Source organism: Falsiroseomonas frigidaquae, assembly GCF_012163145.1.
In the GTDB taxonomy this organism is placed as follows: domain Bacteria; phylum Pseudomonadota; class Alphaproteobacteria; order Acetobacterales; family Acetobacteraceae; genus Falsiroseomonas; species Falsiroseomonas frigidaquae.
Genome location: NZ_JAAVTX010000002.1, coordinates 435380 through 451209, shown reverse-complemented (window position 1 = coordinate 451209; position 15830 = coordinate 435380). Strand labels below are relative to the sequence as shown.

The following is a 15830-nucleotide window of genomic DNA, read 5'->3' as shown; positions in this document are numbered from 1 at the left end:
CGGCGCTCAAAGCGACTTGAGGAAGGCTTCGATATCCGCCGGCGTGCCGATGGCGCTTGCGGTGGCGTCCGGCGCCAGCCGCTTCATCAGCCCGGTCAATACCCGGCCGGAGCCGATTTCCACGAACCGCTCGCAGCCCATCGCGCCCATCGCCAGGATGCATTCGCGCCAGCGCACCGTGCCGGTGACCTGGCGCACCAGCAGGTCGCGGATCTCCACCGGGTCGGTCGCCTTGGCGGCGGAGACATTGGCCACCAGGGGCACCAGCGGCGCCCGCATCTCGGCCGCCGCCAGCGCCTCGGCCATCGCGTCGGCGGCGGGCGCCATCAGCGCGCAGTGGAACGGGGCGGAGACCGGCAGCTTCATCGCGCGCTTCACGCCGGCGGCCTTGGCGCCCTCGATGGCTCGATCCACGGCCGCGGCATGGCCGGAGATGACGATCTGCCCGCCGCCATTGTCATTCGCCACCTGCACCACCTGGCGGGCGCCGGTGACCGGGTCTTCCGCCGCCGCGGCGCAGATCGCCCCGGCCTGCTCGGCCTCGGCGCCGAGCAGCGCGGCCATGGCGCCTTCGCCGGCCGGCACCGCCTTCTGCATCGCCTCGCCGCGCAGCCGCAGCAGGCGGGCGGTGGTGGACAGGCTGAGGCTGCCGGCGGCGGCCAGCGCCGAATACTCGCCGAGCGAATGGCCGGCCACCAGCGCAACGCGGGACTTCAGCTCGAAGCCGCCTTCCTGCTCCAGCACCCGCAGCACCGCCAGCGACATCGCCATCAGCGCCGGCTGCGCATTTGCCGTGAGGGTGAGTTCCTCCGGCGGGCCTTCGAACATCAGCCGGGACAGCTTCTGGTTCAGCGTGTCGTCGACTTCCTGGAACACTTCGCGCGCGGCGGGGAATGCGGCTGCGAGGTCGCGACCCATGCCGGGGGACTGGCTGCCCTGGCCGGGGAAGGTAAAGGCGAGCGCCATTTTTCTCGGTCCGTGCGATCTGTCGTGAGGCGGTCGCGCGGCCTAGGGCGGTGTGGGCGGCGGCGTCAAGGGTTGCCACGCGCCGGGGCGGCCATCCGAGTCGAAACTGCTTGCCCCGAACCCCCCGCGCGTGCTTTACGCCGCGCTCCCCTGCCGGGACCCGAGGCATCGGTCCTGGCTATGCCCGTTTGCGCGCGTCCCAGGCATTGTGCCCGGGGCCGCAGGGCTGAGACAGCCGGAGGGAATCGGATGCCCTTGTATGAATGCGTGCTGATTGCACGCAACGACGTTACGCAGGCCCAGGTCGAGGCGATTGCCGACCAGGTGCAGGCGACCCTCACCGAACTGAACGGCGGCGAGATCAAGAAGCGGGAATATTGGGGCCTCCGTGGCCTCGCCTACCGCATCAAGAAGAACCGCAAGGCCCATTACATGCTCCTCGGCCTGGACGCGACGCCGTCCGCGCTGCTCGAGGTCGAGCGCCAGCTCGGCCTGAACGAGGACGTGCTGCGCAGCCTGACGCTGCGGATCGAGGCGATCGACGATGCGCCGTCCGCCATCCTGGCGCGCCGCTCCGACGACCGCGAGCGTGACCGCGGCTTCCGCGGCCCGCGCCCGGCCGGCCGCTTCAGCTCCGGCCGCACCGGCGGGCGCGAGCGTGACGACCGTGAGGAATTCCGTGCCCGTCCGCGCGACGAGCTCGATGGCGGCCCCGGCGGCGAGGAGTAATTCATCATGTCCGACCATAACGAAGAGACCTCGCTGAACCCCGCCGCGCGGCGCCCCGCCGTCGGTGCCCGCCGGCCGTTCTATCGCCGCCGCAAGTCCTGCCCCTTCTCCGGCCCGAACGCGCCGAAGATCGACTACAAGGACGTGCGTCTGCTGTCCCGCTTCCTGAGCGAGCGCGGCAAGATCGTGCCGAGCCGCATCACGGCGGTCTCCGCCAAGAAGCAGCGCGAGCTGGCCAACGCCATCAAGCGCGCGCGCTTCCTGGCGCTGCTGCCCTACGTGATCAACGACTGATCACGCGGCGCGGCCGAGGACAGCATGATGGCAGGCAACCCAGGGCAGGAGATGGGGCAGGACGGGCGCATCGCGTCCGACCCGCGCCTGCTTGCCGCCCTGGCGGCCGGCCTCATCGCGTCGGTGCTCTGCCTCTGGGCCTTCCGGGGCCTGCCGGGCGGGGCCTTCGCGCTGTGGCTGGTTTCCCTGCCGCTGTTCATGGCGGGCATCGGCTTCGGCGGCTTCGCCGTGCTGGCGGCGGTCGGGCTGGCCAGCCTGGTGCTGCTGGTGCTGGGCAGCGGGGCGGGCCTCGGCCTGTTCCTGGCGCTGTTCGGCGTGCCGGCGGCCCTGCTTGTGCTGGCTGCCGGCCCTGGCCTGGGGCTGGCCTTCGTCCTGCTCGGGCTGATCCCGGCGGCCGGCGTGCTGCTGGCGGCCTTCCTGCTGGGCGACTCGCCCGGCGGGCTGGAAGGGGCGATGCGCGCGGCGGCCGAAACCGGCCTTCAGCGCATGGGCCTGCCGGCGCATGAGGGGCTGGTCGAGGAGCTGGTGCGGGTCAAGGCCGCGGCCATCGGCTTCTGGGTGGCGCTGGCGCTGCTGGTGAATGCCGCGGCCGCTGCCGCCCTGCTGGTCCGCGCCCAGGTGATCCCCACCGCGCCGGCCTGGCGGGAGGCGCGGCTGCCCGGCTGGTACCCGCTGCTGCCCGCGATCGCGGCCGGCTTCTGGCTGGCGGCGGAGGAGGGCGGCGATGCCGTGACCCTGTCGCTGCTGCTGGTGCTGCTGGTGCCGGTCTTCCTGCACGGCCTGGCCGGCCTGCATCGCGCCACGGCCGCCTTCAGCGGCCGCGCATTCCTGCTGGGCGGCGCCTATGCCGCGCTGCTGATCCTGTCCGTCCCGGTGGCGCTCGGCGTCGCGGGGTACGGGTTCTACGACATTCTCATTGGAACACGGGCCCGGCGCGTTGCGCCCCCCCGAAGCTGAACGGTGCAGCCATGATCGAAGTCATCCTGATGCAGCGGGTCGAAAAGCTCGGCCAGATGGGCGAGCTGGTGAAGGTCCGCCCAGGCTATGCGCGCAATTTCCTGCTGCCCGAGGGCAAGGCGATCCGCGCGAACAAGGACAACCTCGCGCGGTTCGAGCGTGAGCGCGCCCAGCTCGAGGCCCAGAACCTGAAGCGCCGTGGCGAGGCGGAGCGCGTGGCGGAACGGGTGCACGGCCTGACGGTCGTCATCATCCGCTCCGCCGGCGAGAGCGGTGGCCTGTACGGCTCCGTCTCCGGCCGCGACATCGCGGATGCCTGCAAGGGCAGCGGCCTGACGCTGGAGCGCAGCCAGATCCTGCTGGAGCAGCCGATCAAGCAGCTCGGCATGACGCCGGTGCGCGTGGCGCTGCACCCGGAAGTGGTGATCGAAGTCGGCGTGAACGTCGCCCGTTCGCCCGAGGAAGCCGAGAAGCAGGCTCGCGGCGAGGATCTGCGCGCCGCCGACCAGGCGGAAGAGGAAAGCCTGGAGGCCGAGCTGGCCGCCGAGCTGGCCGAGCTGGGCGCCGCCGCCGACCGCGACTGATTTCGCGACGCACCGGGCTTCGGCCCGGCTGCGCGCGAAAATGTGGCAGGGCTTCCGGCGGGCTTTGCTGGAATTCCTGTCTCCGGCTTGTCATATCGGACCCCGGTTGGGGTCCGGTGCAGGACATGCGTGACCCCGCAGGGGGTCGCACATGCTGCACGCGATGCTGTCCCGGGCCATCCGCCATGGCCGCCTGACCGTCCATTATCCTGACGGCCGCATCCGCCACTATGGCGATGGCGAGGGGCCGGAAGCCGGCTTCCGCATCCTGACCCGGCGTGCCGAATGGCGGCTGGTGACCAATCCCGGCCTGACCTTCGGCGAATCCTACATGGATGGCAGTATCCTGCCGCTGGAAGGCCGGCTGCTGGAATTGCTGGAACTGCTGATGGCCAACTGGGTGCATGGCAGCACGCATCCGGTGGAGCAGGTCCTGGCGCTGTGGCGCCGCGGGCGGCGGCGGATCGACCAGTTCAACCCGGCCCCCCGTGCCCGGCGCAACGTGGCGCACCACTACGACCTGAACGGACGGCTCTACGCCCTGTTCCTCGACCGGGACCGGCAATATTCCTGCGCCTACTACCCCACCGGCGCCGAGACGCTGGAGGAAGCCCAGGCCGCCAAGAAGCGCCATATCGCCGCCAAGCTGCGCCTGCAGCCGGGGCAGGAGGTGCTGGATATCGGCTGCGGCTGGGGCGGCCTGGCGCTGACCCTGGCGCGCGACCACGGCGCCCATGTCACCGGCATCACCCTGTCCGAGGAACAGCTGGCGGAGGCGCGGCGCCGGGCGGAGGAAGCCGGGCTGGCCGATCGCTGCCGCTTCGAGCTGATGGACTATCGCGACTGGACCCGGCCGGTGGACCGCATCGTCTCCGTCGGCATGTTCGAGCATGTCGGCATCACCAACTACCCGGCCTTCTTCCGCACCATCCATCGCGCGCTGAAGCCGGATGGCGTGGCGCTGGTGCATGCGATCGGCCGTTGCGACGGGCCGGGCAGCACCAACCCCTGGCTGGCCAAGTACATCTTCCCCGGCGGCTATTCCCCGGCGCTGTCCGAGGTGCTGCCGGCGGTGGAGCGCAGCGGGCTGTTCGCCACCGATATCGAGATCCTGCGCCTGCACTACGCCCTGACGCTGCGCGAGTGGCGCCGCCGCTTCGCCGCCAACCGGGACGCCATCCAATCCCTGTATGACGAGCGCTTCTGCCGCATGTTCGAATTCTACCTGGCCGCCAGCGAGGCCAGCTTCCGCCGGGGCGGATTGCTGAACTGGCAGTTGCAGCTGACCCGGCGGCTGGATGCCCTGCCGCTGACGCGCGACTACATGACGGAGGCGGAGCGGGCGCTGGCACCGGAGTTTTCGGATGGCCGCTGAAATCCACCCCCGTTATCCACAGTGATCCACAGGCAGGGTGGGGCGCGCGCGACTCGGGCGACGGGTTAGACTGGGGTGATGAACACCTTTGGTTCCAATTCCGCCTCCCCCCTCGCCGGCTTCGGCGGCGGCGACGGGCTGCTCGGCCTGTCCCAGCGCCTGCCTCCTGCCAATCTGGAAGCCGAGCAGGCGCTGCTCGGCGCGCTGCTGGCCAATAACAAGGCCTATGAGCGGGTCTCCGAGTTCCTGGCGGCCGACCACTTCGCCGATGTGGTGCATGGCCGCATCTTCGCCGCCATCCAGCGCCGCATCGAGGCCGGGCACCTGGCCGATGCGGTGACGCTGCGCGCGGAATTCGAACATTCCGGCCTGCTGGATGAGGTCGGCGGCTCCGCCTATCTCGGCCAGCTGCTGACCGCCATGGTTGGCGTGATCAACGCCGGCGAGTATGGCCGCGTCATCCATGACGCCTGGCTGCGCCGGCAGCTTGTGGACCTCGGCGAGGTGATGGTGAACCGCGCCTTCGGGGCGGAGCCGGAGCTGGACGGCAAGCTGCAGATGGAAAGCGCCGAACAGGCGCTGTTCGACCTGTCCCGCGCCGGCGAATCGGGCGGCGGCTTCGTGTCCTTCGAACGCGCGCTTTCCACCGCCGTGCAGCATGCCGAGAAGGCCTTCTCCAACCCCGGCGGCGTCGCCGGCCTGTCTACTGGGCTGCGCGACCTGGATGCGAAGCTGGGCGGCCTGCACCCGTCGGACCTGCTGATCATGGCGGGGCGACCCGGCATGGGTAAGACCGCGCTGGCGGTGAAGGTCGCCTTCGGCGGCGCGCGGGCGATCCTGCGCGAGGCGAAGGAGAAGGACCCGAACAGCGTGCCGCGCGGCGGCGTGGCGATCTTCTCGCTGGAAATGTCCTGCGACCAGTTGGCCACCCGCCTGCTGTCCGAGGAAAGCCGGATCTCGGGCGACCGCATCCGCCGCGGCGAAATCAGCCAGCGCGACTTCGACAAGTTCCTGGAAGTCAGCCGCGAATTGCAGCAGTTGCCGCTGTTCATCGACGACACGCCGGCCATCACCATCTCCGCGCTGCGGACCCGCTGTCGGCGGCTGCAGCGGACCAAGGGGCTGAACCTGATCATCGTCGACTACCTGCAGCTCATGCGGCCGGCGGCGGGCAGCAAGCCGGAGAACCGGGTGCAGGAAATCAGCCAGATCACCCAGGGGCTGAAGGCCATCGCCAAGGAGCTTTCGGTCCCCGTCATCGCCCTGTCGCAGCTTTCCCGCGCCGTCGAGCAGCGTGAGGACAAGCGGCCGCAGCTTTCGGACCTGCGCGAATCCGGCTCCATCGAGCAGGACGCCGACGTCGTGATGTTCATCTATCGCGACGAATATTACCTGCAGCAGCGCCAGCCGAAGGAACTGACCTTCGACAACCCGCAAAAGTTCAGCGAGGCGGTGGAGAAGTGGCAGAAGGACATGGAGGACGCCCACAACAAGGCGGAGCTCATCGTCTCCAAGCAGCGCCACGGCCCCACCGGCACCATCCGCCTGTTTTTCGAGGCCGAGTTCACCCGCTTCGGCGACCTCGATACCCAGCATGATGGCGGCTATGGGGATTGATACGGGGCAGGGGGTGCTGACCGTCGATCTCGGGGCGGTCGTCGCCAATTGGCGCGACCTTTCCGCGCGGCACGACGCGAGTTGCGCCGGGGTGGTGAAGGCGGATGGCTATGGGCTGGGTGCCGCACCGGTCGCCCGCGCCCTGCATGCGGCCGGCTGCCAGACCTTCTTCGTGGCGCATCTGACGGAGGGCGTGGCGCTGCGGGCCGCGCTCGGCGCCGGGCCGGCCATCATCGTGCTGAACGGCTTCGCACCGGGGGCGGATGAGGATGCCGGGCTCTGGCCCGTGCTCAACGGCCTGGGCGATGTCGAGGCGCATGCGGCGGCGGGCCGGGCGGCCGGCGTGCCGCAGCCGGCGCTGCTGCACCTGGATACCGGCATGTCCCGCCTCGGGCTGGATGCCGGGGAACAGGCGCGGCTGGGACAGGACCGGGCCCGGCTGGCCGGGCTCGACCTGCGCTTCGTGATGACCCACCTGGCCTGCGCCGATGAGCCGGCGCATCCGCTGAATGCGGCGCAGGCCGGGCGTTTCGCCGCGGCGGCTGCCATCATCGCCCCGGCCGTGCCGCGCAGCTTCGCCAATTCCTCCGGCCTGTTCCTGGGCGCGGCGTTCCGGTCCGATCTCGCCCGGCCGGGCTGCGCGCTATACGGCATCAACCCGACCCCCGCCGCGCCCAACCCGATGCGCCAGGTGGTTGAGCTGCAAGTCCCGGTGCTGCAGGTCCGCGACATCGCGGCCGGCGACACGGTGGGCTACGGGGCCGGTTACACGGCGCCACGGAACGTGCGGGTGGCTACCGTTGCGGCGGGCTATGCCGATGGCTACCTTCGCAGCCTGTCCGGCCGGTCCCTGGCGCTGTTCCAGGGCCGTGCCGTGCCGCTGATAGGCCGGGTCTCGATGGATTTGACAACGTTCGACGCGACGGATTTCCCTGAACTGCGCCCTGGCGACAGGATGATGCTGGTTGGCGGCGCGGGCAATACGCCGGACGACATCGCCGCCCGCTGCGGCACCATCGGCTATGAGGTGCTGACCTCGCTCGGCCACCGCTACCAGCGCCGATACATTGGCGGCGCCTGAGATCTTGGATCGCACCCTGGTGGATCGCATCCTGGACCCGGTCGCAGCGCTCGGCCGCCTCGTCATCGGCCTGCTGCGCGGCACCGGCGCCATCGCCCTGTTCGCGGCAGAGGCAATCAGCCATCTGGTGCGGCCACCCTTCTATGGAAGGCTGTTCCTCAAGGCCTTCATCGAGATCGCCTGGTTCAGCCTGCCGGTGGTGGCGCTGACGGCGGTGTTCACCGGCATGGTGCTCGCCCTGCAATCCTATACCGGCTTCGCCCGCTTCAACGCGGAAGGGGCGGTGGCGAATGTGGTGGTGCTGTCCATCACCCGCGAACTGGGCCCGGTGCTGGCCGGGTTGATGGTGGCCGGCCGAATCGGTGCCGCCTTCGCCGCCGAGATCGGTACCATGCGGGTGACCGACCAGATCGATGCGCTGTCCACGCTTTCCACCAACCCGATGAAATACCTGGTCGCACCACGGCTGCTGGCCGGCACGCTGGCGCTGCCGCTGCTGGTGATCGTCGCCGATACGCTGGGCGTGATGGGTGGCTGGCTGATCGGCACGCAGCAGTTGGGCTTCGGATCGGGCGCCTATCTCAAGGCGACCTTCGATTTCCTGCAGGTGGCGGATGTGGTTTCCGGCCTGATCAAGGCGGCGGTGTTCGGCTTCATCATCACGCTGATGGGCTGCTGGTCCGGCTACCGGTCCGGCGGCGGCGCGCAGGGCGTGGGCCGGGCGACGACCTCCGCCGTGGTGGCCTCCTCCATCCTGATCCTGGCAGTGGACTACGTGCTGACCGCAGTGCTGTTCAGCCGATGATATCCACGCGCCAGGGCACGATGAGCACACCGAAGATCAGGCTGGCCGGGCTGCGCAAGTCCTTCGGGTCGAAGGTGGTGCTCGACGGCGTCGACCTCGAGATCCGCCCGGGGCATTCCATGGTGATCCTGGGTGGCTCGGGCTCCGGCAAATCGGTCACGCTGAAATGCATCCTCGGCCTGATCCCGCCGGATGAGGGGCTGATCGAGATCGACGGCCGCGACGTGGCGACGCTGTCGCGGCGGGAGCGGGAAGAGGTGAACGACCGCATCGGCATGCTGTTCCAGAACGGCGCGCTGTTCGACAGCCTGCCGGTCTGGGAGAATGTGTGCTTCAAGCTGCTCGCCCAGGGCCGCATCAGCCGCCGCGCCGCCCGCGACAAGGCGGCGGAGGTGCTGGCCCAGGTGGGTCTTGCCGCCAGCGTCGGCGACCTTTCGCCCAGCGAGCTTTCGGGCGGCATGCAGAAGCGCGTCGGCCTGGCCCGGGCGATCGCGGCGGAGCCCGACATCATCTTCTTCGACGAACCGACCACGGGCCTCGACCCGATCATGGGCGCCGTGATCGACGGGCTGATCGTCGATGTGGTGAAGCGCCTGGGCGCCACGGCGGTGTCCATCACCCACGACATGGCGAGCGCCCGGCGCATCGGCGACGACGCGGCGATGATCCACAAGGGACGGATCATCTGGCGCGGCGAGGCGCGCAGCCTTGGCGATACGGGGAACGCCATGGTGGACCAGTTCGCGCGCGGCGAGCGCGAGGGGCCGATCCAGATGGAGCTGCGCAAGTAGCCTCTGCGAACAAAACTTGAACCGAACCCCATCTGGTGCCATCTTGTGCATCAGATGGAGATTGCGATGCAGGTCCAGACCCTTGTCCAGCCCGTGGCGCCGCCGCCCAGCTTTTCCAGCGAGGCCGAGCGGGGACGCTTCACCCCGGTCGCGCTGAAGGCGCTGCTGCGGTTGGCGGAAGCCTGGCAATTGACGGGGCAGGAGGCTGCTTCCCTGCTCGGCGTCTCCACCACCACCTGGGACCGCATGCGCGCCGGGCGCTGGGCCGGCACGCTGTCGCAGGACCAGTTGACCCGCGCCTCCGCCCTTATCGGCGTGTTCAAGGCGCTGCACCTGCTGTTCGCGGATGGCATGGCGGATCGCTGGCCGCGCCTGCCCAACCGCAACCCGCTATTCGGCGGCCTGTCGCCGGTGACGGCGATGATCGAGGGTGGCATCCCCCGCCTGATCGAGGCGCGGCGCCATGTGGATGCCATGCGCGGCGGCTTGTGAACGGTTTTCCGGTTCGCACGGAGGCGCTGCCGCGCACCATCCGCCTGGTCAGCACTGCCCGCCTGCGGGAGTCGGTGCTGCGCGCGCTGATCGACACGGATGAGGAGTTCGCCCTGCTGGCCGCGCTGGAGGGCGCCACGAGCGCGCGGCTGAACGCCGCCACGGGCCTGCTTCCCGGCCTGCCGCCGGAGGATCTGGTGGCGCGCGTGCCGCATGCCGCCTTCGTCAACGCAGCCTTCGCCTATGCCCGGCCGCGCGGCCTGAACCGCTTCAACGGCCCGGAGCGGGGTGCCTGGTACGCCGCGCTGGCGGTGCGTACCGCCATGGCGGAGGTCGCCTTCCACCTGACCGGGCACCTGGCCGATACGGGCGTCTATGAGGCGGAGGTGGATTATGTGGAGATGCATGCGGCCTTCGCCGGCGCCTTCCTCGACCTGCGCGAGGCGCAGCCGACGCCCGACTGCCTGCATCCGGATGCCGCGATCGGCTACCCGGCCGGCAATGCGCTGGCGGCGCAGGTGATGCAGGCCGGCCATAACGGCATCCTGTATCCCTCGGTCCGCGATCCGGGCGGCACCTGCCTGGTGGCGCTGTGGCCCCATGCGGTGCAATCCCCGGCGCAGGGGGCCATCTGGCGCCTGCGATGGTCGGGGCGTCCCGCCCCTCATATTGAACAGGTCAGCGCCTGAACCATGGCCAAGCCCACGACACGCTACGTCTGCCAGGCCTGCGGCGCCCCCCATACCAAGTGGCAGGGCCGCTGCGATGCCTGCGGCGAGTGGAACACGCTGTCCGAGGAGGTCGCCGAACAGCGCGGCCCCGGCCCTGCGGCCAAGGCGGCCGGTGGGCGGCGGGTGGAATTCGTCGGGCTGAAGGGGAAATCCGCACCGCCGGCCCGGATTCTCACCGGCATCGCGGAGCTGGACCGGGTGCTCGGCGGCGGCATGGTGCCGGCCTCTGCCGTGCTGGTGGGCGGCGATCCGGGCATCGGCAAATCCACCATCCTGCTGCAGGCGGCGGCGCGCATCGCGAGTTCCGGCCGCCGCAGCCTGTACATCTCGGGCGAGGAGGCGGTGGAGCAGGTGCGGCTGCGCGCCGCCCGGCTCGGCCTGACCGACAGCCCGATGGGCCTGGCCGCCGCCACCAGCCTGCGCGACATCGTCGCCAGCCTGGAAGGGGAGGGCGATGTGGCGCTGGTCATCATCGACTCCATCCAGACCGTCTGGCTCGACGCGCTGGATTCCGCGCCCGGCACCGTCAGCCAGGTGCGCGCCTGTGCGGCGGAGCTGATCCGGCTGGCCAAGGCGCGCGGCTTCGCCATCGTGCTGGTGGGCCACGTCACCAAGGAAGGCACGCTGGCCGGGCCGCGGGTGCTGGAGCACATGGTGGACGCCACGCTGTATTTCGAAGGCGACCGCGGCCACCAGTTCCGCATCCTGCGGGCTGTGAAGAATCGCTACGGCGCCACCGACGAGATCGGCGTCTTCGAGATGACCGAGCGCGGCCTGGTGGAAGTGGCGAATCCTTCCGCCCTGTTCCTGGCGGAGCGCCGCGGCAATGTCTCCGGCAGTGCGGTCTTCGCGGGCATCGAGGGCACGCGGCCGGTGCTGGTGGAGGTGCAGTGCCTGCTTTCCCCTTCCGCCGGCGGCAGCCCGCGGCGGCAGGTGGTGGGCTGGGATTCCGGGCGGCTGGCGATGCTGCTGGCGGTGCTGGAGACGCGCTGCGGCCTCGGCGTCGGCCAGAACGACGTCTACCTGAACGTCGCAGGCGGGCTGCGGATCGCGGAGCCGGCGGCGGACCTCGCCGTGGCGGCGGCGCTGATCTCGGCGGCGACCGACCGGCCGACCGATCCGGGCGCCGTCTATTTCGGCGAGGTCGGGCTGTCCGGCGAGGTGCGTCAGGTCAGCCAGGCGGAAACCCGGCTGCGGGAGGCGCAGAAGCTGGGCTTCACCGCCGCCACCCTGCCGCGCCGCGTGGCGCGCGGCAGCTCCACGCCGCCCGCCTTGCCGGGCCTGAAGCTGTCGGAGACCGGGCATCTGGCCGATCTCGTGGCCGTCTTCGCGGCCCAGACGGTCAAGCGGCGAGCGAATCTTGAACAGCCCGCGGCCGGCAAGGCTTGACGCGAAGGCCCTGGTGACGGCGGTACTGCGCTGCACCAGAGCCCGGCATCGCATTTCGCGATCCGGACAGCTTTTTTGACCTGACGTTCAGCTGGGTTTGAGGGAATGAGGACCGGATGGCGATTCTCGTCACGGGCGTTGCCGGGTTCGTCGGCTCGCATGTCGCCGCCGCGTTGCTGGCGCGTGGCGAACGCGTCGTCGGGCTCGACAACGTCAACAGCTACTATGACGTCTCCCTGAAGGAGGCCCGGCTGGCCCGGCTGAAGCCGCAGCCCGGCTTCACCTTCCTGCGCCTGGACCTGGCGGACCGCGACGCCGTCTTCGCCGGCCTGGCGCCGGAGATGGAGGAGATCACGGAGGTCATCCACCTCGCCGCCCAGGCTGGGGTTCGCTACTCGATGATCGACCCCTACGCCTATGTGGCGTCGAACGTCATGGGCCATGTGGTGATGCTGGAGGCGGCGCGACGCATGCCGAAGCTGCGGCACCTGGTCTACGCCTCCTCCTCCTCGGTCTATGGCGGCAATACCCGGCTGCCGTTCCGGGAGACGGATCCGGTGGAACTGCCCGTCTCGCTCTATGCCGCGACCAAGCGGGCGGATGAGCTGATCGGCCAGGCCTACAGCCACATCTACGGCCTGCCGCAGACCGGCCTGCGCTTCTTCACCGTCTATGGCCCCTGGGGCCGGCCCGACATGGCCTATTACAGCTTCGCCAAGGCGATCGCGGCCGGCGAGCCGATCACGCTGTATGAGGGCGGCGAGCTGAAGCGCGACTTCACCTATATCGACGACATCGTGCAGGGCGTGATCGGCTGCATGGCCCACCCGCCGGGCCCCGGAGAGCGCGCGCGGCTGCTGAACATCGGCAACAACCGGGCGGAGCGGGTGCTGACCCTGGTGCGGCTGCTGGAGGAAGGTCTCGGCCGCCGCGCGATCATCCAGGACGCGCCGAGGCCGGTGGCGGATGTGGAGGAGACCTTTGCCGACATCTCCGCCATCCAGAAGCTGGCCGGCTTCGCGCCGACCACCGCGCTGTCCGAGGGCATTCCGAAGTTCGTCGCCTGGTTCCGCGACTGGCATGGCGTGTGACCCGCGAGCGCGGGTGGCATGACACCCGCACCCCCGCCCGCTATAGGCTGCCGCAATGACCTGGGTTGATGCCGTCATCCTCGCGGTGTGCCTGCTTTCGGCAGGGCTCGCCTATTTCCGTGGCCTGGTGCGCGAGGTTCTGGGCGTCGGCGCCTGGGCGGGCGCCATCGTCGCGGCCATCCTGGCGGAGCCGGCGGTGACGCCGCTGGCCGGGCAATATGTGGAACCTCCCTGGCTGGCGACCGGCGTCGCGGTGGGCGTGGTATTCCTGCTGGTGCTGGTGGTGCTCAAGCTGCTGATCGCCTGGCTGGCGGGCCATGTGCAGCGCTCGGCCCTGGGTGGCGTGGATCGCGTGCTCGGGCTGCTCTTCGGACTGGCGCGGGGTGCTTTCATTGTCGTGATCGCCTATATCGTGGCCGGGCTGGTGCTGCCGGACAGCGATCGCTGGCCTGAACCGGTTCGCCAGGCGCGTTCCCTGCCATTCGCGGCACAGGGCGCGGCCTGGGTGGTGGAAAAGCTGCCGGATGATTTCCGCCCGCGCCTGCCGGATGGCACGGGCCGCCAGGAACCGAGCATGGACCAGCTGCTTCGCCCCCCCGCGCGCAGCCGGATCTGAAGGATTCGCATGACCCAGGCCAGCCAGTGGGATATCGGTGACGACGACCATCCGCATGAGGAATGCGGCGTGGTCGGCGTGTGGGGCAGCCCGGATGCGGCGGCCCTGACGGCGCTCGGCCTGCACGCGCTGCAGCACCGGGGGCAGGAGGCGGCGGGCATCGTCTCCCTGGCCGGCCAGGGGCAGTTCCACGCCCATAAGGGCCGCGGCCTGGTGGGCGACAATTTCAGCAACGCCGCCGTCATCGCCGGCCTGCCGGGCCATGCGGCACTCGGCCACAACCGCTACGCCACCACCGGCGAGACGGCGCTGCGCAACGTGCAGCCGCTGTATGCCGATTTCGAATTCGGCGGCTTCGCGGTGGCGCATAACGGCAACCTGACCAACGCGCATGTGCTGAAGCGCGCCTTGGTCCGCCGCGGCTGCCTGTTCCAGTCCACCACGGACAGCGAGGTGTTCATCCACCTCATCGCCATCTCGCTCTACTCGACGGTGATGGACCGGCTGATCGATGCGCTGAAGCAGGTACAGGGCGCCTACAGCTTGGTCGCGCTGCACAATGGCGCGCTGCTGGGTGCGCGGGATCCGCTGGGTGTGCGGCCGCTGGTGCTCGGCAAGCTGCCGGCCGGCGGCTTCGTGCTGTCGAGCGAGACCTGCGGCCTGGACATCGTCGGCGCCGATTTCGTGCGGGACGTGGAACCGGGCGAGATCGTGCTGATCGACGATTCCGGCGTGCGCTCCATCCGCCCCTTCGCGCGGCCGTCCAGCCCGCGCTTCTGCATCTTCGAATACATCTACTTCGCGCGCCCCGATTCCATCGTCGAGGGCACGCCGGTCTATGACACGCGCAAGCGCATCGGCGCCGAGTTGGCGCGTGAATCCGGCGTCAAGGCGGATGTCATCGTCCCTGTGCCGGATAGCGGCGTGCCGGCGGCGATGGGCTATGCGGCGGAAGCCGGCATACCCTTCGAACTCGGCATCATCCGCAACCACTATGTCGGCCGCACCTTCATCGAGCCGACCGACCAGATCCGCAACCTCGGCGTGAAGCTGAAGCACAGCGCCAACCGCAGCATGATCGAGGGCAAGCGCGTCGTTCTCGTGGACGATTCCATCGTCCGCGGCACCACCAGCCGCAAGATCGTGGAGATGGTGCGCCAGGCGGGCGCGACCGAGGTGCATATGCGCATCTCCTCCCCGCCCACCACGCATTCCTGCTTCTACGGCATCGACACGCCGGAACGCGCCAAGCTGCTGGCGGCGAACCACGACGTGGCGGAGATGGCGAACATCATCGGCGCCGACAGCCTGGCCTTCATCTCGCTGGACGGGCTGTACCGCGCGCTCGGCCGGGATGGGCGGGACCCGGCGGCGCCGGCCTATTGCGATGCCTGCTTCACCGGCGACTACGCCATTCCGCTGCTCGACCAGCAGGACAATTCCGAGCGCCCGCTGCCGCTGCTGCAGGTCGCCAACCGCTGACGCCTGCTCAGGATACGCAAGTGAGCCTTCCCCTCGAGAACCGTCCCCTTGAAGATCGGGTCGCGCTGGTCACCGGCGCCTCCCGCGGCATCGGCGCCGCGCTGGCGGTGGAGCTGGCGCGGATGGGCGCGCAGCTTGTCCTCATCGCCCGCACCCAGGGCGGTCTGGAGGAGACGGATGACGCGATCCGCGCCGTCTCCGGCCGTGGCGCCACGCTGCTGCCGCTCGACCTGCACAAGGATGCCGAGAAGCAGCTCGACCTGATCGGGCCGTCGATCATGGAGCGCTTCGGGCGGCTGGATATCCTGGTCCACAACGCCGCCGTGCTGAACAAGCTGACGCCGGTGGCGCATATCGACCCGAAGGATTGGGCGCAGACGGTGGGGGTGAACCTGACCGCGGCCTGGCGCCTGATCCGCACCTGCGACCCGCCGCTGCGTGCGGCGGAGGCCGGGCGCGCCGTCTTCGTCACCACCGGGCGGGTGCTGCGGCCCAAGGCCTATTGGGGCATGTACGGCGCGACCAAGGCGGGCATGGAGCATCTGGTGCAGAGCTGGGCGGAGGAAGTCGCCGGAACGAAGCTGCGGGTGAACCTGTTCGACCCGGATGTCGTCGCCACGCGGCTGCGCGCGCAGGCGATGCCGGGCGAGGACCCCGCCACGCTGACCCAGCCCGAGGAGGTGGCGCCGGCCATCGCCGCGCTGTGCCTGCCGGAGGAAACCCGGCACGGGCAGCGGGTGCTCTTTCGACAGGGGTGAGGTGTTGGTCAGGAGAATGACAAAATCTGTCTATTGTCATTCGTCATAAGCGGGCGTATCTCCTCGTCACAC

At 69.9% G+C, this 15830-nt stretch carries 17 protein-coding genes; 16 read left to right on the top strand and 1 reads right to left on the bottom strand.

Annotation, left to right across the window (positions count from 1 at the left end):
* Positions 1-6 precede the first annotated feature (6 nt).
* Complete coding sequence (fabD, locus tag HB662_RS06555) at positions 7-966, bottom strand: ACP S-malonyltransferase (protein WP_168048428.1); 960 nt, start codon at positions 964-966, stop codon at positions 7-9.
* A gap of 249 nt (positions 967-1215) precedes the next feature.
* Here fabD and rpsF point away from each other — a divergent pair, with 249 nt between their 5' ends.
* The 16 genes from rpsF (at position 1216) to HB662_RS06475 (ending at position 15758) form a co-directional block, all read left to right on the top strand.
* Positions 1216-1695 carry a 30S ribosomal protein S6 gene (rpsF, locus tag HB662_RS06550; protein WP_168048425.1) on the top strand — a complete coding sequence of 160 codons (480 nt, stop codon included), beginning with the start codon at positions 1216-1218 and terminating at the stop codon, positions 1693-1695.
* 6 nt (positions 1696-1701) lie between these two features.
* Positions 1702-1989 carry a 30S ribosomal protein S18 gene (gene rpsR / locus HB662_RS06545; protein WP_168048423.1) on the top strand — a complete coding sequence of 96 codons (288 nt, stop codon included), beginning with the start codon at positions 1702-1704 and terminating at the stop codon, positions 1987-1989.
* A 27-nt stretch (positions 1990-2016) separates the two neighbouring features.
* Positions 2017-2946, top strand: coding sequence for a hypothetical protein (locus HB662_RS06540; protein WP_168048421.1), 930 nt, complete (start codon positions 2017-2019; stop codon positions 2944-2946).
* Positions 2947-2957: 11 nt separating this feature from the next.
* Positions 2958-3530, top strand: a complete 573-nt coding sequence (rplI, locus tag HB662_RS06535; protein ID WP_168048419.1) for a 50S ribosomal protein L9 — start codon at positions 2958-2960, stop codon at positions 3528-3530.
* A gap of 151 nt (positions 3531-3681) precedes the next feature.
* On the top strand, positions 3682-4905 hold the full coding sequence (locus HB662_RS06530) for an SAM-dependent methyltransferase (RefSeq protein ID WP_168048417.1): 1224 nt from the start codon (positions 3682-3684) through the stop codon (positions 4903-4905).
* Between the two features lie 78 nt (positions 4906-4983).
* The gene (locus tag HB662_RS06525) at positions 4984-6522 is read left to right on the top strand and encodes a replicative DNA helicase (protein ID WP_168048415.1); all 1539 of its coding nucleotides are present in this window, start codon (positions 4984-4986) and stop codon (positions 6520-6522) included.
* Positions 6512-7603 carry an alanine racemase gene (gene alr / locus HB662_RS06520; protein WP_245185477.1) on the top strand — a complete coding sequence of 364 codons (1092 nt, stop codon included), beginning with the start codon at positions 6512-6514 and terminating at the stop codon, positions 7601-7603. The genes HB662_RS06525 and alr overlap by 11 nt, the downstream gene beginning before the upstream one ends.
* 19 nt (positions 7604-7622) lie before the next feature.
* Positions 7623-8408, top strand: coding sequence for an MlaE family lipid ABC transporter permease subunit (locus HB662_RS06515; protein ID WP_168049380.1), 786 nt, complete (start codon positions 7623-7625; stop codon positions 8406-8408).
* Complete coding sequence (locus HB662_RS06510) at positions 8405-9199, top strand: ABC transporter ATP-binding protein (protein WP_168048409.1); 795 nt, start codon at positions 8405-8407, stop codon at positions 9197-9199. Before HB662_RS06515 ends, HB662_RS06510 begins: the two co-directional genes overlap by 4 nt.
* A gap of 66 nt (positions 9200-9265) precedes the next feature.
* The gene (locus HB662_RS06505; RefSeq protein ID WP_168048406.1) at positions 9266-9691 is read left to right on the top strand and encodes an antitoxin Xre-like helix-turn-helix domain-containing protein; all 426 of its coding nucleotides are present in this window, start codon (positions 9266-9268) and stop codon (positions 9689-9691) included.
* Positions 9688-10380: an RES domain-containing protein gene (locus HB662_RS06500; RefSeq protein WP_168048404.1), complete on the top strand. Its 693-nt coding sequence runs from the start codon at positions 9688-9690 to the stop codon at positions 10378-10380. The genes HB662_RS06505 and HB662_RS06500 overlap by 4 nt, the downstream gene beginning before the upstream one ends.
* A 3-nt stretch (positions 10381-10383) precedes the next feature.
* The gene (radA, locus tag HB662_RS06495; RefSeq protein ID WP_168048402.1) at positions 10384-11811 is read left to right on the top strand and encodes a DNA repair protein RadA; all 1428 of its coding nucleotides are present in this window, start codon (positions 10384-10386) and stop codon (positions 11809-11811) included.
* A gap of 116 nt (positions 11812-11927) precedes the next feature.
* Positions 11928-12902, top strand: a complete 975-nt coding sequence (locus HB662_RS06490; protein WP_168048400.1) for an NAD-dependent epimerase/dehydratase family protein — start codon at positions 11928-11930, stop codon at positions 12900-12902.
* A gap of 55 nt (positions 12903-12957) precedes the next feature.
* On the top strand, positions 12958-13518 hold the full coding sequence (locus tag HB662_RS06485) for a CvpA family protein (protein ID WP_168048396.1): 561 nt from the start codon (positions 12958-12960) through the stop codon (positions 13516-13518).
* 9 nt (positions 13519-13527) lie between these two features.
* Positions 13528-15000 (top strand): amidophosphoribosyltransferase, encoded by a 1473-nt coding sequence (purF, locus tag HB662_RS06480; RefSeq protein WP_168048394.1) that lies wholly within the window; start codon positions 13528-13530, stop codon positions 14998-15000.
* A gap of 20 nt (positions 15001-15020) precedes the next feature.
* Positions 15021-15758, top strand: a complete 738-nt coding sequence (locus tag HB662_RS06475; protein ID WP_168048392.1) for an SDR family NAD(P)-dependent oxidoreductase — start codon at positions 15021-15023, stop codon at positions 15756-15758.
* The last annotated feature ends 72 nt before the right edge of the window (positions 15759-15830 follow it).